General features: G+C 66.1%; 16 protein-coding genes. 14 read left to right on the forward strand and 2 right to left on the reverse strand.

Annotated features, from left to right (window positions below; all coding sequences use genetic code 11):
* The first annotated feature begins 245 nt into the window (after positions 1–245).
* From def to pyk, 11 genes are all read left to right on the forward strand, one after another.
* Positions 246–764: a peptide deformylase gene (gene def, locus OOB33_RS06880; protein WP_102768293.1), complete on the forward strand. Its 519-nt coding sequence runs from the start codon at positions 246–248 to the stop codon at positions 762–764.
* The gene (gene fmt, locus OOB33_RS06885) at positions 764–1,792 is read left to right on the forward strand and encodes a methionyl-tRNA formyltransferase (protein ID WP_271008131.1); all 1,029 of its coding nucleotides are present in this window, start codon (positions 764–766) and stop codon (positions 1,790–1,792) included. The genes def and fmt overlap by 1 nt, the downstream gene beginning before the upstream one ends.
* Before the next feature lie 86 nt (positions 1,793–1,878).
* Positions 1,879–2,727 (forward strand): zinc metalloprotease HtpX, encoded by an 849-nt coding sequence (gene htpX, locus OOB33_RS06890; protein WP_271008132.1) that lies wholly within the window; start codon positions 1,879–1,881, stop codon positions 2,725–2,727.
* Positions 2,728–2,802: 75 nt separating this feature from the next.
* The gene (locus OOB33_RS06895) at positions 2,803–3,246 is read left to right on the forward strand and encodes a hypothetical protein (RefSeq protein WP_271008133.1); all 444 of its coding nucleotides are present in this window, start codon (positions 2,803–2,805) and stop codon (positions 3,244–3,246) included.
* Positions 3,247–3,449: 203 nt separating this feature from the next.
* Positions 3,450–4,220 (forward strand): head GIN domain-containing protein, encoded by a 771-nt coding sequence (locus tag OOB33_RS06900; RefSeq protein ID WP_271008134.1) that lies wholly within the window; start codon positions 3,450–3,452, stop codon positions 4,218–4,220.
* Between the two features lie 123 nt (positions 4,221–4,343).
* Positions 4,344–5,081: an AzlC family ABC transporter permease gene (locus OOB33_RS06905; RefSeq protein WP_271008135.1), complete on the forward strand. Its 738-nt coding sequence runs from the start codon at positions 4,344–4,346 to the stop codon at positions 5,079–5,081.
* Positions 5,082–5,092: 11 nt separating this feature from the next.
* A complete protein-coding gene (locus OOB33_RS06910; RefSeq protein ID WP_271008136.1) occupies positions 5,093–5,422 on the forward strand; it encodes an AzlD domain-containing protein in 330 nt (109 codons plus the stop codon).
* 116 nt (positions 5,423–5,538) lie between these two features.
* Positions 5,539–6,732: a phosphoglycerate kinase gene (locus tag OOB33_RS06915; protein ID WP_271008137.1), complete on the forward strand. Its 1,194-nt coding sequence runs from the start codon at positions 5,539–5,541 to the stop codon at positions 6,730–6,732.
* Between the two features lie 333 nt (positions 6,733–7,065).
* Positions 7,066–9,831 carry an ATP-binding protein gene (locus tag OOB33_RS06920; protein WP_271008138.1) on the forward strand — a complete coding sequence of 922 codons (2,766 nt, stop codon included), beginning with the start codon at positions 7,066–7,068 and terminating at the stop codon, positions 9,829–9,831.
* A 151-nt stretch (positions 9,832–9,982) separates the two neighbouring features.
* On the forward strand, positions 9,983–12,304 hold the full coding sequence (locus OOB33_RS06925) for an NADP-dependent malic enzyme (protein ID WP_271008139.1): 2,322 nt from the start codon (positions 9,983–9,985) through the stop codon (positions 12,302–12,304).
* Between the two features lie 139 nt (positions 12,305–12,443).
* On the forward strand, positions 12,444–13,874 hold the full coding sequence (gene pyk / locus OOB33_RS06930; protein ID WP_102768284.1) for a pyruvate kinase: 1,431 nt from the start codon (positions 12,444–12,446) through the stop codon (positions 13,872–13,874).
* A 316-nt stretch (positions 13,875–14,190) separates the two neighbouring features.
* Here the strand turns inward: pyk and OOB33_RS06935 are convergent, their stop codons facing one another.
* Positions 14,191–15,210: an ATP-binding protein gene (locus OOB33_RS06935; RefSeq protein WP_102768283.1), complete on the reverse strand. Its 1,020-nt coding sequence runs from the start codon at positions 15,208–15,210 to the stop codon at positions 14,191–14,193.
* A gap of 246 nt (positions 15,211–15,456) precedes the next feature.
* Between OOB33_RS06935 and fba the strand changes: the two genes are divergently transcribed.
* The 3 genes from fba (at position 15,457) to OOB33_RS06950 (ending at position 18,701) form a co-directional block, all read left to right on the forward strand.
* Positions 15,457–16,521, forward strand: a complete 1,065-nt coding sequence (fba, locus tag OOB33_RS06940; protein WP_102768282.1) for a class II fructose-bisphosphate aldolase — start codon at positions 15,457–15,459, stop codon at positions 16,519–16,521.
* Positions 16,522–16,632: 111 nt separating this feature from the next.
* Positions 16,633–17,532, forward strand: a complete 900-nt coding sequence (locus OOB33_RS06945; RefSeq protein WP_102769634.1) for a phosphoribosylaminoimidazolesuccinocarboxamide synthase — start codon at positions 16,633–16,635, stop codon at positions 17,530–17,532.
* The gene (locus tag OOB33_RS06950) at positions 17,529–18,701 is read left to right on the forward strand and encodes a hypothetical protein (protein WP_102768281.1); all 1,173 of its coding nucleotides are present in this window, start codon (positions 17,529–17,531) and stop codon (positions 18,699–18,701) included. Before OOB33_RS06945 ends, OOB33_RS06950 begins: the two co-directional genes overlap by 4 nt.
* Positions 18,702–18,749: 48 nt before the next feature.
* Here the strand turns inward: OOB33_RS06950 and OOB33_RS06955 are convergent, their stop codons facing one another.
* On the reverse strand, positions 18,750–19,703 hold the full coding sequence (locus tag OOB33_RS06955; RefSeq protein ID WP_271008140.1) for a tetratricopeptide repeat protein: 954 nt from the start codon (positions 19,701–19,703) through the stop codon (positions 18,750–18,752).
* Between the last annotated feature and the right edge of the window lie 134 nt (positions 19,704–19,837).

Consider the following 19,837-nt stretch of genomic DNA (forward strand, 5'->3'; position numbering starts at 1 on the left):
CGAGCACTCTCTACCGCAGACCGGCTGCGGGTGGGTTGGACAGACTTCGGGGTCTTTTTTTCAAGCCCTCGCACGGGGTGCTTTGCCGCGGCCTCGGACCAGCGGCGCCAATTCAGCGAAAATCCCCCTAGGCCGCGACGATTCTGCCCCCAAAAACAGGGCGTCGCAACGAACAAAGCGGGCGCTTTTGCCCTCTTGCAAGCTCTTACAAACAGGCGTTGTGCTGAGTCCACACACGCAAGCTCATGGCGAAACTGAACATTCTGCGTTACCCCGATCCTCGTTTGCACACCGTGGCCAAGCCGGTCACGGCGGTGGATGAGCGCATCCGCCAGCTCGTCGATGACATGCTGGAAACCATGTATGCCGCTGAAGGCGTGGGTTTGGCTGCCAGCCAGGTCGATGTGCACGAGCGCGTGGTGGTGATCGACACCTCCGAAGAGCGCAACGAGCCGCGCGTGCTGATCAACCCCGAAATCATCGAGACCAGCGCCGAGTTCACCGAGGGTGAAGAAGGCTGCCTCTCGGTGCCGCAGATCTACGACAAAGTGCCGCGCCATTCCCGCGTCACCGTGCGCGCGCTCAACCGCGAGGGCCAGAGCTACGAGTTCAAGGCCGAGGGCCTGCTGGCCGTCTGCGTGCAGCATGAGCTGGACCACCTCATGGGCAAGGTCTTCGTCGAATACCTGAGCCCGCTCAAGCGCGAGCGCATCAAGACCAAGCTGGTCAAGAAGGCCCGCGAAGAAGAAGGGCGCCGCCGCTGATGGCCGGCGCTGCTGTGTCGGCTTCGCGCTCGGGCGGCCCGCGGGTCGTGTTCGCGGGCACGCCGGAGTTTGCGGCCACCGCCCTGGCGGCGCTGATCGCGGCCGGTTTTGAAGTGCCTCTCGTGCTGACCCAGCCCGACCGGCCCGCCGGCCGTGGCATGAAGCTGCAGGCTTCGGCCGTCAAGCAGCTGGCGCTGCAGCATGGCATCCCGGTCGCCCAGCCGCGCAGTTTGCGCCTGGATGGCAAGTTCCCGGACGACGCCGAGGCGGCTCGCCAGGCCTTGCAGGACGCCCGCGCCGATGTGATGGTGGTCGCCGCTTACGGTCTGATCCTGCCGCAATGGGTGCTGGATCTGCCCGGCGCAGGCCGCAGCTCGGGCCTGCGCGGCTGCCTCAACATCCACGGCTCGGTGCTGCCGCGTTGGCGCGGTGCCGCGCCCATCCACCGCGCCATCGAGGCCGGAGACGCCGAAACCGGCATCACCATCATGCAGATGGATGCCGGCCTGGACACGGGTGACATGCTCTTGATCGAGCGCCTGCCCATTGCCGCGGATGACAGCACAGCCCGCCTGCACGACAAGCTGGCGGCCCTGGGCGGCCGCATGATTGTCGAGGCCCTGGAGCTGGGCGCCTGCGGCGGCTTGACGGCCACGCCCCAGCCGGCCGAAGGCGTCTGCTACGCCCACAAGATCGAGAAAGCCGAGGCGCAGATCGACTGGCAGCAGGATGCCGCTCAGATCGCCCGGCGCCTGCGCGCCTTCGATCCCTTCCCAGGCGGTGCATCACAGCTGGACGGCGAACTGCTCAAGATCTGGCGCGCCGAAGTCTGCGAGCGCGGGGACGGCCTTGCCGCCGAGGGTCAGGTCTTGCGGGTGGATGAGTCGGGCATCGTCGTCGCCTGCGGCCAGGGCGCTGTGCGCCTGACGGAGCTGCAGCGCGCCGGCGGCAAGCGCTTGCCGGCGGCGGCCTTTTTGCAGGCGTGGCCGGTGGCCGTGGGGGCGCGTTTCGAGCGCAGCGCCGCCTGAGTCGGTTCTTTCTGAACCTGCTTGAAATCGGGTCTTTCGGCCCGATGTGCCTGCTTCCACCGTAGTCTCGCGAGGAGCTCGCTGCCATGTTCAATCTGATGAAGACCGCCATCCTGATGGCCGCCATCACGGCCTTGTTCATGGCTCTGGGGCGCCTGATCGGCGGCCAAGCCGGCATGATGCTGGCGCTGCTGGTGGCCCTGGGCATGAACTTCTTCAGCTACTGGTTCTCTGACCAGATGGTGCTGAAGATGTACAAGGCCCGCGAGGTGGACGAGACCTCGGCGCCGCAGTTCTACGGCATGGTGCGTGAGCTGGCCCAGCGTGCCCAGCTGCCCATGCCCCGCGTCTACTTGATTGACGAGGACGCGCCCAACGCCTTTGCCACCGGCCGCAACCCCGAGCATGCCGCCGTGGCGGCGACGACAGGCATCTTGCGGGTCTTGTCCGAGCGCGAGCTGCGCGGCGTGATGGCGCATGAGCTGGCCCATGTGAAGCACCGCGACATTTTGATCAGCACCATCAGCGCCACCATGGCCGGTGCGATCTCCATGCTGGCCAATTTCGCCATGTTCTTCGGCGGCCGTGACAGCGAGGGCCGGCAGAGCAATCCGCTGGTCGGCCTGCTGGTGTCGATCCTGGCGCCGATTGCGGCCGGCCTGATCCAGATGGCCATCAGCCGGGCGCGTGAGTTCGAGGCGGACCGCGGCGGCGCCGAGATTTCCGGCGACCCGCAGGCCCTGGCCTCGGCCCTGAACAAGATCCATCGCTTTGCCCAAGGCCTGCCGATGGAAGCGGCCGAGCGCCACCCCGAGACAGCCCAGATGATGATCATGAATCCGCTCTCTGGCAGTGGCCTGGCGGGCCTGTTCAGCACCCATCCGGCCACCGAGGAGCGGGTGGCGCGGTTGATGGCCATGGCGCAGGGGCGCTGAAGCCTCGCCCTTCGTTCATTCTCTGTCTGCGAACGCGGCGCTCAAGCTGACCCGTGGCTGGCCGATACTGAAGACATGAAGTCGCACTCGACCGCGCCTCGTCGCGCCCTCCTGACCCTGTCTTTGCTGGCCAGCCTGCTGGCCCTGACCGGCTGCGAGCAGCTGGGCATCGAGGACCCGGCCAAGGTCATGGCCGCCAAGGAAGCCGAGGGCAAGGCCATCGGCAGCGCCTGCCGCCATGCCATGCGCGCCATCGAAGACTGCTACACCTTGAACCCCAAGGCCCACAAGGCCTCGGTCTTCAATGGCTGGAAGGAGATGGACGAGTACATGCGCGAGAACAAGCTCGAAGGTGTGGCCCCGGTCGTACCGAGGCCGCCCAAGCCGGGCAGCCCCGAGGCCCTGGCGCTGGAAGAAAAGGCTGCTGCGGCGGCCGAAGCCAAGGACAACGCCGAGAAAGAAGCTGGAAAAGAGGGTGGGAAAGACGGCGCCAAGGCGAGCAAGGCCAAAGCCCACTGATCGCGCCCACGCCGCCCGCCCTGCGTGAGCCCCGGCCGCTGCAGCCCCGTGCTGCCGCGGCTTTTTCACACCTTGGCTTCATGTGGTTCCGTGCTTTTGGCATTTGAAGCTGCCGCGCCTGCATTTGGTCGAATCGCGCTGGGCGCGGTCTGTCGGCACGCCGAAGATGCATGCACCTCATCTTCTTTCGGAGCCTGACCATCATGTTGCAACGCCGCCTGTTCTCTCTCGCTGCCGTCACCGCCCTGACCGCCCTCAGCCTGACCTCAGTCGGCAGCCAGGCCTGGAGCTGGGGCAGCTCCGAACGCATCAAGGGCACGGGCGATGTCAGCAGCGAAGTCCGCGATCTGGGCAGCTTTGAGAGCGTGAGCCTGGCCGGTGGCTTCAAACTGCTCGTGCGCCAAAGCTCGCAAGGTCGGGTCGAGGTCAAGACCGACCGCAACCTCCACAGCTATATCGAAACCCGCATCGTCGAGGGCAAGAAGGGCGGCCGAACCCTGGAAATCAGCCCCAAGCGAGGCTATGAGGTGCAGGGTTCGGTGACCCCCGAGATCGTGCTGGACATGGCCCAGCTGCGCAGCATTGCCGTGGCCGGCTCGGGTGATGTGCGGGTCGAGGCCATGAAGACCGGTGAGGTGGATGCCAGCGTGGCCGGTTCGGGCGATGTGCTGTTCGCCGACCTGAGCAGCGAGCGCCTGGGTGTCAAGGTGGCCGGCAGCGGCACGGTCACGGCCAACGGCCGCTCGGGCAGCCTGAGCCTGTCGATTGCCGGATCGGGCGATGTGCGCGCGCGCGGCCTGCTGGCCGAGGCGGTCAAGGTCTCGATCGCGGGCAGCGGCGATGCCGAAGTCAATGCCAGCAAGACGCTCAAGGTGTCCATCGCCGGTTCCGGCGATGTGGGCTATGTGGGCTCGCCCGAGCTCAGCACCTCCATGGCGGGCAGCGGCCGCGTGCGCCGCTTGAACGGCAACTGAGCGGCAACTGAGCGGCCACTGAGCTGCCCTGCTGGCAGCCGGGCGGTCGCAGGATCGCCCCGGACGGTGCTGGCGTGATCTCCCCGCGACAGCGGCCCTGCGCTCGGGCCGCGACAATGGCGCATGCTTCAAACCTTGAAGGCGCAGTGCCGCCACCCTGAATTCCGGCGCGGCGCGCGTGAGATGGCGGGCATCACCCTGGGCATTTCGGCCTGGGGCCTGGTGACCGGCGTGGCCATGATCAAGAGCGGCCTGTCGGTCGGATTGGCGCTCTTGATGAGTCTGGTGGTGTTTGCCGGCAGCTCGCAGCTGGCGGCCTTGCCCCTGATCGCCAGTGGTGCGCCCATCTGGGTGATCTGGGCCACGGCCTTTTGCGTCAACCTGCGCTTCATCATCTTCAGCGTGCAGTGGCGCATGTACTTCGGCCACCTGCCGCTGCTTCAGCGCCTGCACATCGCCTACTTCGCGGCCGATCTCAACTACGTCGCCTTCCTCAAGCGCTTTCCCGAGGCCAAGCCGCACCCCGATCAAGCGCCCTACTTCTGGGGCGGGGTGTGTTTGAACTGGGCGGCCTGGCAGATCCCGTCCATCGCCGGCATCCTGCTGGCCAACCATGTGCCCACGCAGTGGGGCCTGGGTTTCGCGGGTGTGCTGGCGCTGCTGGGCCTGTCCTACACCTTGCTCAAGGACCGCAAGACCTGGGTCTCGGCGGCCCTGGCCGGCTGCGCCGCGGTGGCGGCCTATGCCTTGCCGCTGCGCCTGAACATCATGGTGGCCATCGCCGTGGCGGTGACGGCCGGGCTGCTGATGGAGCATTGGTCCCCCACGTCGGGCGAGGCGGCGCGTGAGGTGCGTGAGTGATGGAGACGACGATGAACGACTGGCTCGTTGCCCTCGCCATCCTCGGCATGGGCGTGATCACGCTGCTGACCCGTGGCTTTTTCATGATTCCGAAGAAAGAGCTGCCCATGCCCGATTGGGCCAAGACGGGCCTGCGCTATGCCCCCATCGCCGCACTGGCCGCCGTGATCGTGCCCGAGATCGTCATGAGCCAGGGCCAGCTGATCAGCACCTGGCAGGACGCCCGGCTCTACGCCACTGCGGCCGGCACCGCCTACTTCTTCTGGAAGCGCGGCATCCTCGGCACCATCGTCTGCGGCACGGCCGTGATGCTGGCCCTGCGCATCGGCCTGGGTTGGTGAAACCGCTTGGATTCGGTGTGCGGCATCGGGCTTGGTAAGCTAGCGGGCCTCGCACGGCCGGGTCCTTGTTCGACCCCGCCACGCCCCGAATTCCAAACTAGCCCTGAGCTCAACCCATGAACGTGATCCGTTTCACCGACCTGATCGCCGCTGGCAAAGTTGCCGGCCAACGCGTCTTCATCCGCGCCGACCTGAATGTGCCGCAGGATGATGCCGGCCACATCACCGAAGACACCCGCATCCGCGCCTCCATCCCCTGCATCGAGCAAGCCCTGAAGGCCGGCGCTGCCGTGATGGTCACGTCCCACCTGGGGCGCCCGACCGAGGGCGAGTTCAAGCCCGAAGACTCCCTGGCCCCGGTGGCCCAGCGCCTGGGTGAACTGATGGGCCGCGAGGTCAAGCTGGTGGCCAACTGGGTGGACGGCGTGGATGTGAAGCCCGGCGAGCTGGTGCTGCTGGAAAACTGCCGTGTCAACAAGGGCGAGAAGAAGAACAACGAAGAGCTGGCCAAGAAGATGGCCGCTCTGTGCGACATCTACGTCAACGACGCCTTCGGTACCGCCCACCGCGCCGAGGGCACGACCTACGGCATCGCCCAGTTCGCCAAGATCGCCTGTGCCGGCCCGCTGCTGGCTGCCGAGATCGACGCCATCAGCCAGGCGCTGAGCGCGCCGAAGCGCCCCCTGGTGGCCATCGTCGCCGGCTCCAAGGTCTCGACCAAGCTGACCATCCTCAAGGCCCTGTCCGAGAAGGTCGACGGCCTGATCGTCGGCGGCGGCATCGCCAACACCTTCATGCTGGCCGCTGGCCTGAAGATCGGCAAGTCGCTGGCCGAGCCCGATCTGGTGGCCGAAGCGCAGGCCGTGATCGATGCGATGAAGGCGCGCGGCGCCGCCGTGCCGATTCCGGTGGACGTGGTGGTGGCTCAGCGCTTCGCGGCCGACGCCCCGGCGTCGGTCAAGGACGCGGCCGATGTCGCTGAAGACGACCTGATCCTGGACATCGGCCCCAAGACTGCGGCCCTGCTGGCCGAGCAGCTGAAAGCCGCCGGCACCATCGTTTGGAACGGCCCGGTCGGCGTGTTCGAGTTCGACGCCTTTGCCCAGGGCACCGAAACGATCGCCCGCGCGATCGCCGCCTCGCCGGCTTTCAGCATCGCCGGTGGTGGCGACACCCTGGCAGCCATCGCCAAGTACGGCATCGAAAAGGACGTGGGCTACATCTCCACCGGCGGCGGCGCCTTCCTGGAAATCCTGGAAGGCAAGACCCTGCCGGCCTTCGAGATCCTGAGTCGGCGCGCACAAGGGTGACGGCTCACCCCTCCTGATACGGGCCATTGGGCAATGCGGCCACGCACTTGCTGAGCGTGCTGATTGCAGACTGGGCCTCGCATTGCGAGGCCCTTTTTGCGAGCAGCCCCGGGTCTGTCGAGCAAATGCCTGTGGAGTTGGCGAACGCATTGACCCGGCCTCGCCGCTTGGTCTTTTGTCGCTGACGCTGGTTGCCCATGGTTTGGTGGCGTGACATTGCTCACATCTGCCGGAGCCGCTACAACTTCAGGCTGTTCAGGCCAGGCTTGCCGGCGTAGGCTCAAGCCACTGAAGCGGCGAGGCTTGCAGATGCGCTGGACTGGCGAACTTGAGATGTTTCCGTGTCGTGGGTCGCTGGCATTCACCCAGGAGGCCGGTGCGAATGAAGCCGCAGACCTGGAGCAAGTGGCAGTGCTGGCCTGGGGTCTGCGTCAGCAGGACAGTGAGCGTGCGCTGCAGTTAGCCCACGAGGTACTGGCGCAGGTGCCGTTGAGCGACCTCGCGGACGAGGTGCGCAATGGCATTCAAGCGCGCATGCGCCTGGTGCAGGCCGAGGTGGCCTTGCTGGGTATGAGGCTGGATGAGGCACAGGGGCTGCTCGATCAGGCCGAGCTCGATTTCAGCGCGCTGCAGGATTTGCGCGGCTTGTGCGATTTGCATTGGTTGCGACATTACGTCGCGGCCGATCGGGGTCAGGCTGAGTGCTTGCGGCAGGGGCTGGAAACAGCCATCGAGCTGGCAGAGCGCGTGGGCGATGGCGAGAGACTCCTTCTTTTGCAACTGACCTTGGCGCGCTCAGAGCTGTTTCGCGACCAGATGGTGGCCAATCACACCTGGGATGCGCGACTGCCTCGCAGCACCGAGGGCTTGAGCCCAGCGTGTGCGGCTGCAGTGGCCGACTACCGTGGTCTGCAGTGCGGCCTGTCGTCCGAGTTTGCGCCGGCGGCGCAATGGCTGATCGAGGCCTACCGCTGGTCGGTGGCCTCGGGCCAGCTGCGGCGGGCCTTGTCGGTGGCATCCAACCTGGGCTACACCTACACCAGCATGTCCGACTATGCGCAGGCGGTGGAGTGGCTGCAGCGCGGCCTGAGCCTGGCGCGTGAGTCCGGCTGGCCCGGCTCGCTGTCACTGGCATTGGCGCAGACCGGGGATGCAATGCGGCGCATCGGCCAGCTCAGCGCGGCGCGCGAGCTCTTGTTGGAGTGCCAGGCCTTGCTGGCGGCCCACCCTCACAACCGCAGTGCCATGCTCGCCCTCAAGTACCTCTCGGAGATCGAGCTGGATCTGCAGGAAAACGAGAGCGCGCTGCAGCATTTCCAACTGTTGGCGGAGCGGGCGCAGTCGGTCGACTCCAAGGACATGCACACCGACGCGGCCCTGGGGCAAGCGCGCGCCCTGTTGCGCCTGAGGCGCCTGGCCGAGGCCCGAGAAGCTGCCCTGCATGCTCGCGAGGTGGCGCAGCAGCAGCGTGAGCGCAGCACCCTGGTCGACATCTTGTGGACGCTGGCCGAAATCGGCCAGGCCGAGGGCCAGTCGCCCGAGGCGGTGCTGCCCTGGTTGCAACAGGCCCTGGCCCAGGCCGAGCGTTTGCCCGGGTACTGCACGCCGCCGGCCTTGCTCGAAAGTGCTGCGGCTGCGCACGCGGCCCGGGGAGATTTCAGTGCCGCGTACCAGCTCAGCCAGCGGGCCAGCGAAGTGCGGCAGCAGGTGTTCACGGAAGAATCCGGTAAGCAGGCGGCGGTGCTGCATGTCCAGCATCAGGTGGAGCGCGCGCGCGCCGAGCAAGAGCATTTGCGGCAGTTGGCGCAGGCCGAGTCGGCGCGTTCGCAGGCTTTGCAGAGCTTGCACACGGTGTTGTTGCATCTGGGCGAGAGCGGCAAGGAGATCACCGCGCAACTCAATGTCGGCCGGGTGCTGGCTGTGTTGCAGCGTCATGTGGAGGAATTGCTGCAGAGCAGCCGGCTTTCGTTTTTTTTGCTCGACGAACGCGGCGAATGGTTGGAGTGCGCGCTCGGATGCCTGGATGCAGCCACGGCTGGCGCCCGCATCGCAGTGTCCGACGCTCAGCACGAATGCGTCCGCGCCCTGCGCAGCCGCACCGAACTGATGATCGAAGGTCAACGTATGGTTGCACCTTTGCAAGTGGCTGATCGCGTCATTGGCGTGATGCGTGTGATTGGGCTCCAGGCACAGAGCTTTGGCGAGCGCGAGCAGCTGGTCTTCAGAAACCTCTGCGCTTACGCTGCCGTGGCCATGGACAACGCCAAAGCCTACGAGAAGCTGGGCGAGTTGCAACGACAGGTGGCGGCGCAGGAAAAGATGGCCTCGATCGGGCAGTTGGCGGCCGGCGTGGCCCATGAGATCAACAATCCCATCGGTTTCGTCAATAGCAATCTGGGCACGCTGGCGCGCGATGTCGGCAGCTTGCTGGCGCTGGTGCAGGCTTACCGGGAGGCTTGCGGCGAGAGTGCCAGTGCTGAACAGCGACAGCGAGCCCAGACGCTGGAGCAAGCCCTGGATCTCGCCTTTTTGGCGGAAGACCTGCCGCAGATGATCCACGAGAGCATCGATGGCCTGCAGCGGGTCAAGCGCATCGTGCAGGACTTGCGCAGCTTCTCGCGCGTGGATGCCTCCGACTGGCTGTATGCCGACTTGAACGAGGGCATCGAGTCCACCCTGAACATGCTGATGCATGAGATTCGCTATAAGGCGCAGGTGCGAAAGGAACTGTCACCCCTGCCGGCCGTGTACTGCCTTGCCGCGCAGATCAATCAGGTGCTGATGAATCTTCTGGTCAATGCTGGCCATGCCATCGAGCGAGATGGGTTGATTCTGATCCGCTCCTGGGTGGACGGAGCCTGGGCCTGCGTCTCGGTGCGTGACAACGGCTGCGGCATGGCTGCCGAGGTGATGAAGCGCATTTTCGAGCCCTTTTTCACCACCAAGCCGGTCGGACAGGGCACCGGGCTGGGGCTGTCCCTGTCCTTCTCCATCATCCAAAAGCACAAGGGCCGGATTGAGGTCGATTCCGCCCCCGGCCAGGGCACCTGCTTCACCCTGCGTCTGCCTGTTCAGGGCCCGGACTCGGTGGTGGCTTGAGACCCGCTGGGCTGGGCCGGTTCGTCGGTGCATCATGCGGCCGGTATTGCCGTCTTTGCATGAAAGTCAAAACTCTCGGCATCAGCGCGTCACATGGGTCGATGTAACCTCCCGGAACTTTGATTTTTCCCAATTTCCAGGAGAGCAGGGAATGAGCGAACAGAACAACAAGGCTTTGTCCCCGGCTGAAGCCGCGCTGCGCGATGCCGCCCGCGAGTACCACCGCAGCCCGACGCGCGGCAAGATTGCCGTCACCCCGACCAAGGCCTTGTCCAACCAGCGCGACCTGTCCCTGGCCTATTCGCCCGGTGTGGCCTATCCCTGCCTGGACATCGAGGCCGACCCGCAGAAGGCGGCCGACTACACCTCGCGCGCCAATCTGGTCGGCGTGATCACCAATGGCACGGCGGTGCTGGGCCTCGGTGACATCGGCCCGCTGGCCGCCAAGCCGGTGATGGAGGGCAAGGGCTGCCTGTTCAAGAAGTTCGCCGGCATCGATGTGTTCGACATCGAACTGGCCGAGCGCGACCCCGACAAACTGGTGGACATCATTGCCGCCATGGAGCCCACCCTGGGCGGTGTGAACCTGGAAGACATCAAGGCGCCCGAGTGCTTCTACATCGAGAAGAAGCTCAAGGAGCGCATGAACATCCCGGTCTTCCACGACGACCAGCACGGCACGGCCATCATCTCCAGCGCCGCGCTGCTGAACGGCCTGGAACTGGTGGGCAAGGACATCGGCGCCGTCAAGCTGGCTGTGTCCGGCGCCGGTGCGGCGGCGATCGCCTGCCTGGACGTGATGGTGGGCTTGGGCGTCAAGCGCGAGCACATTTTTGTCTGCGACTCCAAGGGCGTGATTCACGCCGAGCGTGAGGATGCCAAGGCCGGCAAGCTCGATGAATCCAAGCAGCGCTACTGCCAGACCACGACGGCGCGCACTTTGGCCGATGTGGTGAATGGCGCCGACGTCTTCCTGGGTTGCTCGGCCGCCGGCGTGCTCACGGCCGAGATGGTCAAGACCATGGCTGCCAGCCCCATCATCCTGGCCCTGGCCAACCCCGAGCCCGAGATCCGCCCCGAACTGGCCAAGGCCGTGCGCCCGGATTGCATCATCGCCACCGGCCGCTCCGATTACCCGAATCAGGTCAACAACGTCCTCTGCTTCCCCTACATCTTCCGCGGCGCGCTGGACTGCGGCGCCAGCAAGATCACCGAGGAAATGAAGCTGGCCTGCGTGCGCGAGATCGCTGCCCTGGCCAAGGCCGAGACCAGCGATGAAGTCGCCGCGGCCTATGCCGGCGAAGAGCTGCACTTCGGCCCCGACTACCTGATCCCCAAGCCCTTCGACGCGCGCCTGATTCTGCGTATCGCGCCGGCCGTGGCTCAGGCTGCCGCCGACTCCGGCGTGGCCGAGCGCCCGATCGCGGACATGGCGGCCTACCGCCAGTCGCTCGAGCGTTACGTCTACCAGACCGGCATGTTCATGCGCCCGGTGTTCACGGCCGCCAAGGCCAACCCGGCGCGCGTGATCTACGCCGAGGGCGAGGACGAGCGCGTGCTGCGTGCGGTGCAGGTGGCGCTGGACGAAGGCATCGTCAAGCCGACGCTGATTGGCCGGCCCGAGGTCATCGCCACCCGCATCGAGCGGGCCGGCCTGCGCCTCAAGCTGGGCGAGGATGTGGCCGTCATCGACCCGAACAATGACGCGCGCTTCCGCCAGTACTGGGAGGCGTACCACCAGGTCATGGGCCGCCAGGGTGTGACGCCCGAGATGGCCAAGGCGGCCGTGCGCCGCTCCGCCACCACCATCGGCGCCCTGGCCATCAAGCTCGGCGATGCCGATGCCATGATCTGCGGCATGGTCGGTCGCTTCGACAACCATCTGGAGCATGTCTCCGACCTGATCGGCCTGAAACCCGGCGCGCGCAATTTCGCCACCATGAATGCGCTGATGCTGGACGAGCACACGCTCTTCATCACCGACACCTTCGTCAACGACCAGCCCGATGCCGAGCAGCTGGCCGAGATCGCGGCCATGGCGGCCGAGGAGGTCAAGCGCTTCGGCCTGCCGCCCAAGCTGGCCTTTGTGTCGCACTCGATGTTCGGCTCCAGCAAGCGGCCCTCGGCCGTGAAGATGCGCCGTGCGCGCGAGCTCTTCACCCAGCATGCGCCCGATGTCGAGTGCGATGGCGAGATGCATGGCGATGCGGCCCTGAGCGAATCGGTGCGCAACACCTTCCTGCCCGACAGCACGCTCAAGGGCGCCGCCAATCTGCTGGTGCTGCCTTCGCTGGATGCGGCCAATATCTTGTTCAATGTGCTCAAGATCACCGCCGGCCAGGGCGTGACGGTGGGTCCCATCCTCTTGGGTTCGGCCGCGCCGGTGCACATCCTGACGCCTTCGGCCACGGTGCGCCGCATCGTCAATATGACGGCGCTGGCGGTGGCCGACGTGCTGGCGGCGAAAAGTTGAAAGTGGCCGACGTGCTGTCGGCCACGGGCTAATGGCCGGACACTGGCTGTAACTCGCTGAAACCCTTGTTCGACGTTTGAGCGGCCACAAATGCGCCGCATAATCAGCCGCTTGTAACTTTATTTCAGCGAGATCTGCCATGTCCCGAGCCACCAAGATCGTTGCCACCCTGGGCCCTGCGTCCTCCTCACCGGAGGTGCTAGAGCGCATGATCCGAGCCGGCGTCGATGTGGTGCGGCTCAATTTCTCGCATGGCAAGGCGCAGGATCACATCGACCGCGCCCGCCTGGTGCGCGAGGCCGCCCGGGCCGCCGGCAAGGAAGTGGCCATCATGGCCGATATGCAGGGCCCCAAGATCCGCGTCGGCAAGTTCGAGAACGGCAAGATCGAGCTGATCAACGGCGAGCGTTTCATCCTCGACGCCGACCGCACCGAGCTCGGCAATGAGCAGGCCGTGGGCCTCGATTACAAGGAACTGCCGCGCGATGTGAAGCCCGGCGACACCTTGCTGCTGAACGACGGCCTGCTGGTGCTGACCGTGGAAGCAGTGCGCGGCGCGGCCGTGCACACCATCGTCAAGCTGGGCGGCGAGCTGTCCAACAACAAGGGCATCAACAAGCAGGGCGGCGGCCTGACCGCGCCGGCCCTGACCGCCAAGGATATGGAAGACATCAAGACCGCGATGAGCTTCCGCTGCGAATACCTGGCGATCAGCTTCCCCAAGAACGCCACCGACATGGAAATGGCGCGCCAGCTGGCCAATATGGCCGGCGAGCCCTACGGGCACAAGCCCAGCATGATCGCCAAGATCGAGCGCTCGGAGGCGATTCCGCATCTCGAGGCCATCCTCAAGGCCAGCGACGGCATCATGGTGGCCCGCGGCGACCTGGCGGTCGAGGTGGGCAACGCCGCCGTGCCGGCCCTGCAAAAGCGCATGATCAAGATGGCGCGTGAGCTGGACAAGGTGGCCATCACCGCCACGCAGATGATGGAGTCCATGATCGTCAACCCGGTGCCCACGCGTGCCGAGGTCTCGGACGTGGCCAATGCCGTGTTGGACGGCACCGACGCCGTGATGCTGAGTGCCGAGACGGCCGCCGGCAAGTTCCCGGTCGAGACCATCGAGCAGATGGCCGCCATCGCCCTGGAGGCCGAGCGTGCCGAGTTCGTCAGCCTGGACACCGATTTCGCCGGCCGCCAGTTCGGCCGCATCGACCAGTCCATCGCCATGGGGGCGCTGTTCACCGCCCACCATCTCGGCTGCAAGGCCATCCTGGCCCTGACCGAATCGGGCTCGACCGCGCTGTGGATGAGCCGCCACCGCATCCAGGTGCCCATCTACGCCCTGACCACCCAAGAGGTCAGCCAGCGCAAGATGACGCTGTACCGCAATGTGCGCCCGCTGCTGATGCCCAAGTTCGAGGACCGTGACGCCGCGCTGAAGGCGGCCGAGCAAATCCTGGTCGAGCAAGGCGTGCTGATGCCGGGCGACACCTATGCCATCACCTGCGGTGAGCCCATGGGCTATCCCGGTGGCACCAATATGCTCAAGGTCTGCCGCGTCGGTTAAGTGTTTGAGAGTTTTTTACAGCGCGACTGCCATGCGTCGTTGGTCCGGTGTTGGCTCCGACATCACATTCGCTTCGCGAATATGAGTCTTGCCGCAACTCCGTTGTCGGAATCCTCACGTACAAGAAGTACGTTCCGGTTCCTGCGCTCCGTCCGCCTCGGCCAGAGGCCGAGTCCTTCGCTAGGCAAATCCAGTCCTCAGGACTGGATCAGTCCTTACTCAGCCTCGCCTGACAGCCGCTCGCTACAAAAACTCTCAAACACCGGTTGGTCGAAGGCGGGTAGAGCCCGGCCAACGTCGACGGGTCTCTTGGTTCTCAGGCGTTCTGCGCGCTCTTGATCAGCGCTGCGATGCGCGGCGTCATGTGCGTCGGCACCAGTTCCACCTCGGTGTGGGCGCGGGCGAAGACGCGGAACAGCTCGTCGGTGAAACCGTGGCCCACATCCTCCACCCCTTCAAAGCTGACCTCGGCCCGTTTGAACTGCGGCAGCCGGGCCGCCACGCGGCGAGCCTGGGCGCGTGAGTCCAGGGCCTGGCCGGGGCCGGCCAGCAGGCGCAGATTGATGGTGGTGCGGTCGAATTCGATGCCATCACCGGCCAGGCTCCAGGATTCCATCACCTGGTCCAGGCTGCGCTTGGTGTCCAGGGCGATCGCCATGTAGATGGAGCTGCCCTGGCGCGGCAAGGGTTTGCCTTTTTGCCAGCCGGTGCTTTCCCAGGCGCGACGCTGGAAGGCGGTGCCGTTTGCATGGATGTCGAAGACATCGGCCAGCTGCGAGCTGAAGAACAGGCCGCGGCCGGTGTGCATCTCGGGCTGGCTGGTCAGCCGGCCCTTGCTCAGCTCCAGCATGGCGTGTTGGGCATCGGCGATGTCGAAGGCCGAACAGATCTTGTCGAACACGCCGCAGCCATCGTCGGACACCAGCAGCTGCACATGGCTGGGCGTCTGGCGCAGCGAGACGGTGACGCTGGTGCCGCCGCTGTGGTCGATGGCGTTGTTGACCAGTTCGGTGAAGCCATGCTGGATCATGCGCGCCACATGGGGCGGCAGGTCGAAGTGGGGCGCAAAGTCGCGCTGCCAGGGCAGGTCTTCCTGCAAACCGTGCAAGGTGTAGGAGCGCGCCACCTGGCGCAGCAGGCCCGGGCCGTAGACCGGCCGGCGGCTGCTGCCTGAGCGCACCAGCCAGTGCGCGTCGACCAGGCGGCGCAGCGCGCCCAAGGCCGAGCGGTGGCTGGCGCCGGTGCGCTCCTCGAGATGCTGGGCCAGGTCGTGCGAATGCTCGCGTGCGGCGGCGGTGATCCAGAGGGTCAGCTGGTCGAGTGCGAGTCGTGTCATGCGTGGGGCTCCATGCGTGCAGTGTGACCAGGGTTGGCCCCCGTGAAGGCGTGAACAAAAGGGCACTGAGAGCCTAAATGCTTGTCAACATTGACACAAGCGAGGCTGCCCGGGCTGTGGTTTGCCACCCCACCGCTAGAATCCGCGCCAGTTACAACGCGGTTACATGGCCCGCGCCGTCATCAATCGACGGATGATGGGCTTGTAGGCTGCGTCAATCGGATTTCAAACTCCCGGAGAACTTCCATGGCTCTCGTCTCAATGCGCCAACTGCTGGACCATGCCGCCGAACACGGTTACGGCATCCCGGCCTTCAACGTCAACAACCTCGAGCAGGTCCAGGCCGTGATGGCCGCCGCCGACGAGGTCGGTGCCCCGGTGATCCTGCAGGCCAGCGCAGGCGCCCGCAAGTACGCCGGCGAGCCCTTCATCAAGCATCTGATCCAGGCCGCGGCCGAGATGTACCCACACGTTCCCCTGGTCATGCACCAGGATCACGGCACCAGCCCCAAGATCTGCCAGGGCGCCATCGACCTGGGCTTCGGCTCGGTGATGATGGACGGCTCGCTGATGGAAGACGGCAAGACGCCTTCGTCCTTTGAGTACAACATGGACGTGACCCGCCGCGTCGTCGAAATGGCGCACAAGGTCGGCGTCACCGTCGAGGGCGAGCTGGGCTGCCTGGGCAATCTGGAAACCGGCGATGCTGGCGAGGAAGACGGCATCGGCGCCGTCGGCAAGCTGGATCACAGCCAGATGCTGACCGACCCGGAAGAGGCCGCCACCTTCGTCAAGGCCACCCAGCTGGACGCCCTGGCCATTGCCATCGGCACCAGCCACGGCGCCTACAAGTTCAGCCGCAAGCCCACCGGTGACATCCTGGCCATCAGCCGCGTCAAGGAAATCCACGCCCGCATTCCCAACACCCACCTGGTGATGCACGGCTCCTCGAGCGTGCCGCAAGAGCTGCTGGCCATCATCAACCAGTACGGCGGCCAGATGAAGGAAACCTTCGGTGTGCCGATCGAGGAAATCCAGGAAGCCATCAAGCACGGCGTGCGCAAGATCAATATCGACACCGACATCCGCTTGGCCATGACCGGCGCGGTGCGCAAGTTCCTGTTTGAAAACCCCGACAAATTCGACGCCCGCGAATGGCTCAAGCCGGCCCGCGAAGCCGCCAAGGCCGTGTGCAAGCAGCGTTATCTGGAGTTCGGTTGCGAAGGCCAGGCCGGCAAGATCCAGCCGCGCACGCTGGTGGACATCGCCGCGGCCTACGCCCGCGGTGAGCTGAACCAGATCGTTCAGTAAGACCGACCGAGGACGCCCGTCCGACCCAGGCCCGCCCGGTTCGCGCCCGGCGGGCCTTTGCGTTGTTGAATGCCGCCTAAAATCCCGGCGAACTTTTCCCGGATGCCCACCATGACCGCTGCCTTGCTGAACTCGACCCTCACCTCCTTGCCCCTGATCGCGCGCGGCAAGGTGCGCGAAAACTATGCGGTGGGCGAGGACCGCATCCTGATGATCGCCAGCGACCGCATCTCGGCCTACGACGTCATCATGGGCGAGCCCATCCCGGGCAAGGGCGAGTTGCTGACCCAGATGGCCCTGTTCTGGTTCGACAAGCTCGACGGCATCGTGCCCAACCACCTGACCGGCGACGACCCGCTGTCGGTGGTGACGGCCGAGGAGCAGGCCCAGGTGCGCGGCCGCTCCATGCTGGTCAAGCGCCTCAAGCCCCTGCCGGTCGAGGCCGTGGTGCGCGGCTACCTGGCCGGCAGCGGCTGGGCCGAGTACAAGACGAACGGCCAGGTCTGCGGCGTGCAACTGCCGGCCGGCCTGAAGAACGCTTCCAAGCTGCCCGAGCCCATCTTCACCCCTGCCACTAAGGCCGAGATGGGCGACCACGACGAGAACATCAGTTTCGACAAGATGGTCGACATCATCGGCCTGGATCTCGCCACCCGCGTGCGCGACATCTCCATCCAGCTCTACCAGCGCGCCGCCGATTACGCGCTGAGCAAGGGCATCATCATTGCCGACACGAAGTTCGAATTCGGCCTCGATGCCGACGGTACCCTGACCCTGATGGACGAAGTGCTGACGCCCGACTCCTCGCGTTACTGGCCGGTGGAGAGCTATGCCGAAGGCATCAACCCGCCCAGCTACGACAAGCAGTTCCTGCGCGACTGGCTGGAGGCGGCGCAAGTCGACGGCAAGCTCTGGGGCAAGACCGCGCCGGCGCCGGCCCTGCCGGCCGAGGTGATCGAGAAGACCGCCGCCAAGTACGCCGAAGCGCTGCAGCGCCTGACCCAGTCATGAGTGGCGCCAGCCGCAGCCCCTCGGGCAAGCGAGCCGCGGGCGCCGCGCGTGCGCCGGCGGCGGCGGGCGAGGTGATCAAGAACCGCCTGCTCACCCGCATCGAGGCCGAGATCGCCGCGGCCACCAACCAGACCCAGTCGGCTTGCGCGCGCGCCCGTCGGGCCCTGCTGCTGGCCCGCCATGGCCGCATGGAGCAGGCGCGCAGCGAACTGACCGGCCTGCACCAGCTGGCCTTCCAGCACCCCCATCCCGAACTCGGCGCCTGGCTGCATTTCGCCGAAGGGCTGATGAGCTACTACACCGATTTCAGCAGCTCTTCGCACGAGAAGATCGCCCGCGCCCAGCAGATCGCCCGCGCGGCCGGCCTGGCCGATCTGGAGGCGCTTTGCGCCGCCTGGCTGTCTCAGCTGGCCTATGTGCGCCATGCCGAAGACGAGATGCTGGCGCAAGCGGCGCTGTGCGACCGCCTGGCCGCGGCCGACGATCACGGCGCACGCTATCGCCTGTGCATGACCCTGGGCCTGGCCCATCAGCACGCCAATCTCAACACCGAAGCCCTGGCCTGGTACTCGCTGGCCCGCCGCCATGCACTCAGCGACGGTGACGACGCCTCGCTGTCGGCGCTCATGTACAACATGGCCGAGATGCGCACCGCGCAGGCGCGCCGTGCCAGCCTGTCAGAGGCTGTCAAGGCCGGTGAGGGCCTGCTGCTGGGTGCCGATTCGATCAAGCATTACGACGCGGCCATGGGTGGCTCGGTCATGCCCGATCTGACGCCGCTGCTGCGCGCCCAGATCCTGGTGGTGGAAGGTCAGTTCGCTCAGGCGCTGGAGCTGTACGAGGCCCATCTGCCGCAGGCCATGGCCAATGGCCTGGCGCGACTGGGCAGCAGCTTGCTGGCCGACCTGGCCTGGTGCCGGGTCAATCTGGGCCAGCCCGAGCGGGCGCTGATGCAGGCGCGCGAGTCCGAGTTCGAGCTCGATGCGCACTGCGATGTGGATGATCGCGCGGCCACGCACAGCCGCCTGTCCCAGGTATACGCCGCCCTCGGTCAGGCCGAGGTGGCGGCCCAGCAGGCCAGCCTGGCGGCCAGCGAGTGGCGCGAATTTGCGGCCCACCAGGCGCAGCTGGCGGCACGCCTCAAAGCGCTGGCCCTGCAGCCGCGCTGAGCTGCGAAAGCGGGCGCCGCTGGCTCGTGCCTGCAGCGCCCGCGGCGCTCAGAACAGCGCCATGCTGAGCTTGCGGCGGTACTGGTCGATCAGCGGGTCGCTGGGCGGCACGACGGCACGGCCGGCCAGCTCCAGGGCGCTCTTGGGCTCGTTGGCGGCCGGCTTCGGGGCGGGCTTGCTCAGCAACTCCAGGATGGCGACATAGGTCTTGCGCGCCAGCTCGCCGTTCCAGGCCTTGTCGCGCATGATGATTTCCAGCAGCTCGTCCATGGCTTCGGTGAAGCTCTGGTTGGCCATCAGGCCTTGGGCCAGGGCATAGCGGGCCTCGAAGTCGCGCTTGTTGGTGGCAATCGCGGCCTGCAGGGCGCCGATGTCCAGGCCGGCGGCCGTGCGCTCGCAGGCCTGCAGCCACAGGCCCAGGGCGGCGAAGCGCGGATGCGGCGTCAGCGTGTCGGCGGCCTTGGCTGCCACCGGCGCGAAGGCGGCCTGGGCTTCCTTCAGCAGGTCCAGCTCCAGCAGGGCGCGGACGTAATCGAAACGGGCCTGCTCGTTGGCCGGGTCGGTTTCGACCGCGGCTTGCAGCTTGACCAAGGCCGATTCCAGATCGCCCTCGGCCATCAGGCCTTCGGCCTCGGCCACTTCTTCCTGAGCCTCCAGCATCTCGCCGCTGGGCACATGCTTGTCCAGGAACTCGCGGATCTGGGCTTCGGGAATCGCGCCGACAAATCCGTCCACCGGCTGGCCGCCGGCAAACATCACGCAAAACGGAATGCTGCGCACGCCGAACATCTGGCTCAGCTGGCTGGCGATCTCGGGCACCTCGTCGCTGTTCAGCTTGGCCAGCTTGAAACGGCCGGCATAGGCCACTTCGAGTTTTTCCAGCACCGGGCCCAGGCTTTTGCAGGGGCCGCACCAGGGCGCCCAGATGTCCAGCAGCACCGGCTGCTGCATCGAGCCCTGGATCAGTTCGGCTTCAAAATTCTGGAGGGTGATGTCGATCATGGTGGCGTGTCGGTCTCGATGTGGCGCGGGCCTCGGGCCTGCGGAGTCGGGGGAGGGGCGGCGCGTGCAAAGCCGGTCGCCAGCGGTCAGATGGCTGCGGCCGCCTACAATTCAAGGTTTCCCAAGCCCTGGAG

Origin of the sequence: Paucibacter sp. B51 (assembly GCF_027863535.1) — a bacterium.
GTDB lineage: Bacteria > Pseudomonadota > Gammaproteobacteria > Burkholderiales > Burkholderiaceae_C > Paucibacter_A > Paucibacter_A aquatilis.

Excerpts from the sequence above, each read along its gene's own strand:
- def (WP_102768293.1), top strand. The coding sequence starts at position 246 with ATGGCGAAACTGAACATTCTGCGTTACCCCGATCCTCGTTTGCACACC.
- fmt (WP_271008131.1), top strand. The coding sequence starts at position 764 with ATGGCCGGCGCTGCTGTGTCGGCTTCGCGCTCGGGCGGCCCGCGGGTC.
- htpX (WP_271008132.1), top strand. The coding sequence starts at position 1,879 with ATGTTCAATCTGATGAAGACCGCCATCCTGATGGCCGCCATCACGGCC.
- OOB33_RS06895 (WP_271008133.1), top strand. The coding sequence starts at position 2,803 with ATGAAGTCGCACTCGACCGCGCCTCGTCGCGCCCTCCTGACCCTGTCT.
- OOB33_RS06900 (WP_271008134.1), top strand. The coding sequence starts at position 3,450 with ATGTTGCAACGCCGCCTGTTCTCTCTCGCTGCCGTCACCGCCCTGACC.
- OOB33_RS06905 (WP_271008135.1), top strand. The coding sequence starts at position 4,344 with ATGCTTCAAACCTTGAAGGCGCAGTGCCGCCACCCTGAATTCCGGCGC.
- OOB33_RS06910 (WP_271008136.1), top strand. The coding sequence starts at position 5,093 with ATGAACGACTGGCTCGTTGCCCTCGCCATCCTCGGCATGGGCGTGATC.
- OOB33_RS06915 (WP_271008137.1), top strand. The coding sequence starts at position 5,539 with ATGAACGTGATCCGTTTCACCGACCTGATCGCCGCTGGCAAAGTTGCC.
- OOB33_RS06920 (WP_271008138.1), top strand. The coding sequence starts at position 7,066 with ATGTTTCCGTGTCGTGGGTCGCTGGCATTCACCCAGGAGGCCGGTGCG.
- OOB33_RS06925 (WP_271008139.1), top strand. The coding sequence starts at position 9,983 with ATGAGCGAACAGAACAACAAGGCTTTGTCCCCGGCTGAAGCCGCGCTG.
- pyk (WP_102768284.1), top strand. The coding sequence starts at position 12,444 with ATGTCCCGAGCCACCAAGATCGTTGCCACCCTGGGCCCTGCGTCCTCC.
- OOB33_RS06935 (WP_102768283.1), bottom strand. The coding sequence starts at position 15,210 with ATGACACGACTCGCACTCGACCAGCTGACCCTCTGGATCACCGCCGCC.
- fba (WP_102768282.1), top strand. The coding sequence starts at position 15,457 with ATGGCTCTCGTCTCAATGCGCCAACTGCTGGACCATGCCGCCGAACAC.
- OOB33_RS06945 (WP_102769634.1), top strand. The coding sequence starts at position 16,633 with ATGACCGCTGCCTTGCTGAACTCGACCCTCACCTCCTTGCCCCTGATC.
- OOB33_RS06950 (WP_102768281.1), top strand. The coding sequence starts at position 17,529 with ATGAGTGGCGCCAGCCGCAGCCCCTCGGGCAAGCGAGCCGCGGGCGCC.
- OOB33_RS06955 (WP_271008140.1), bottom strand. The coding sequence starts at position 19,703 with ATGATCGACATCACCCTCCAGAATTTTGAAGCCGAACTGATCCAGGGC.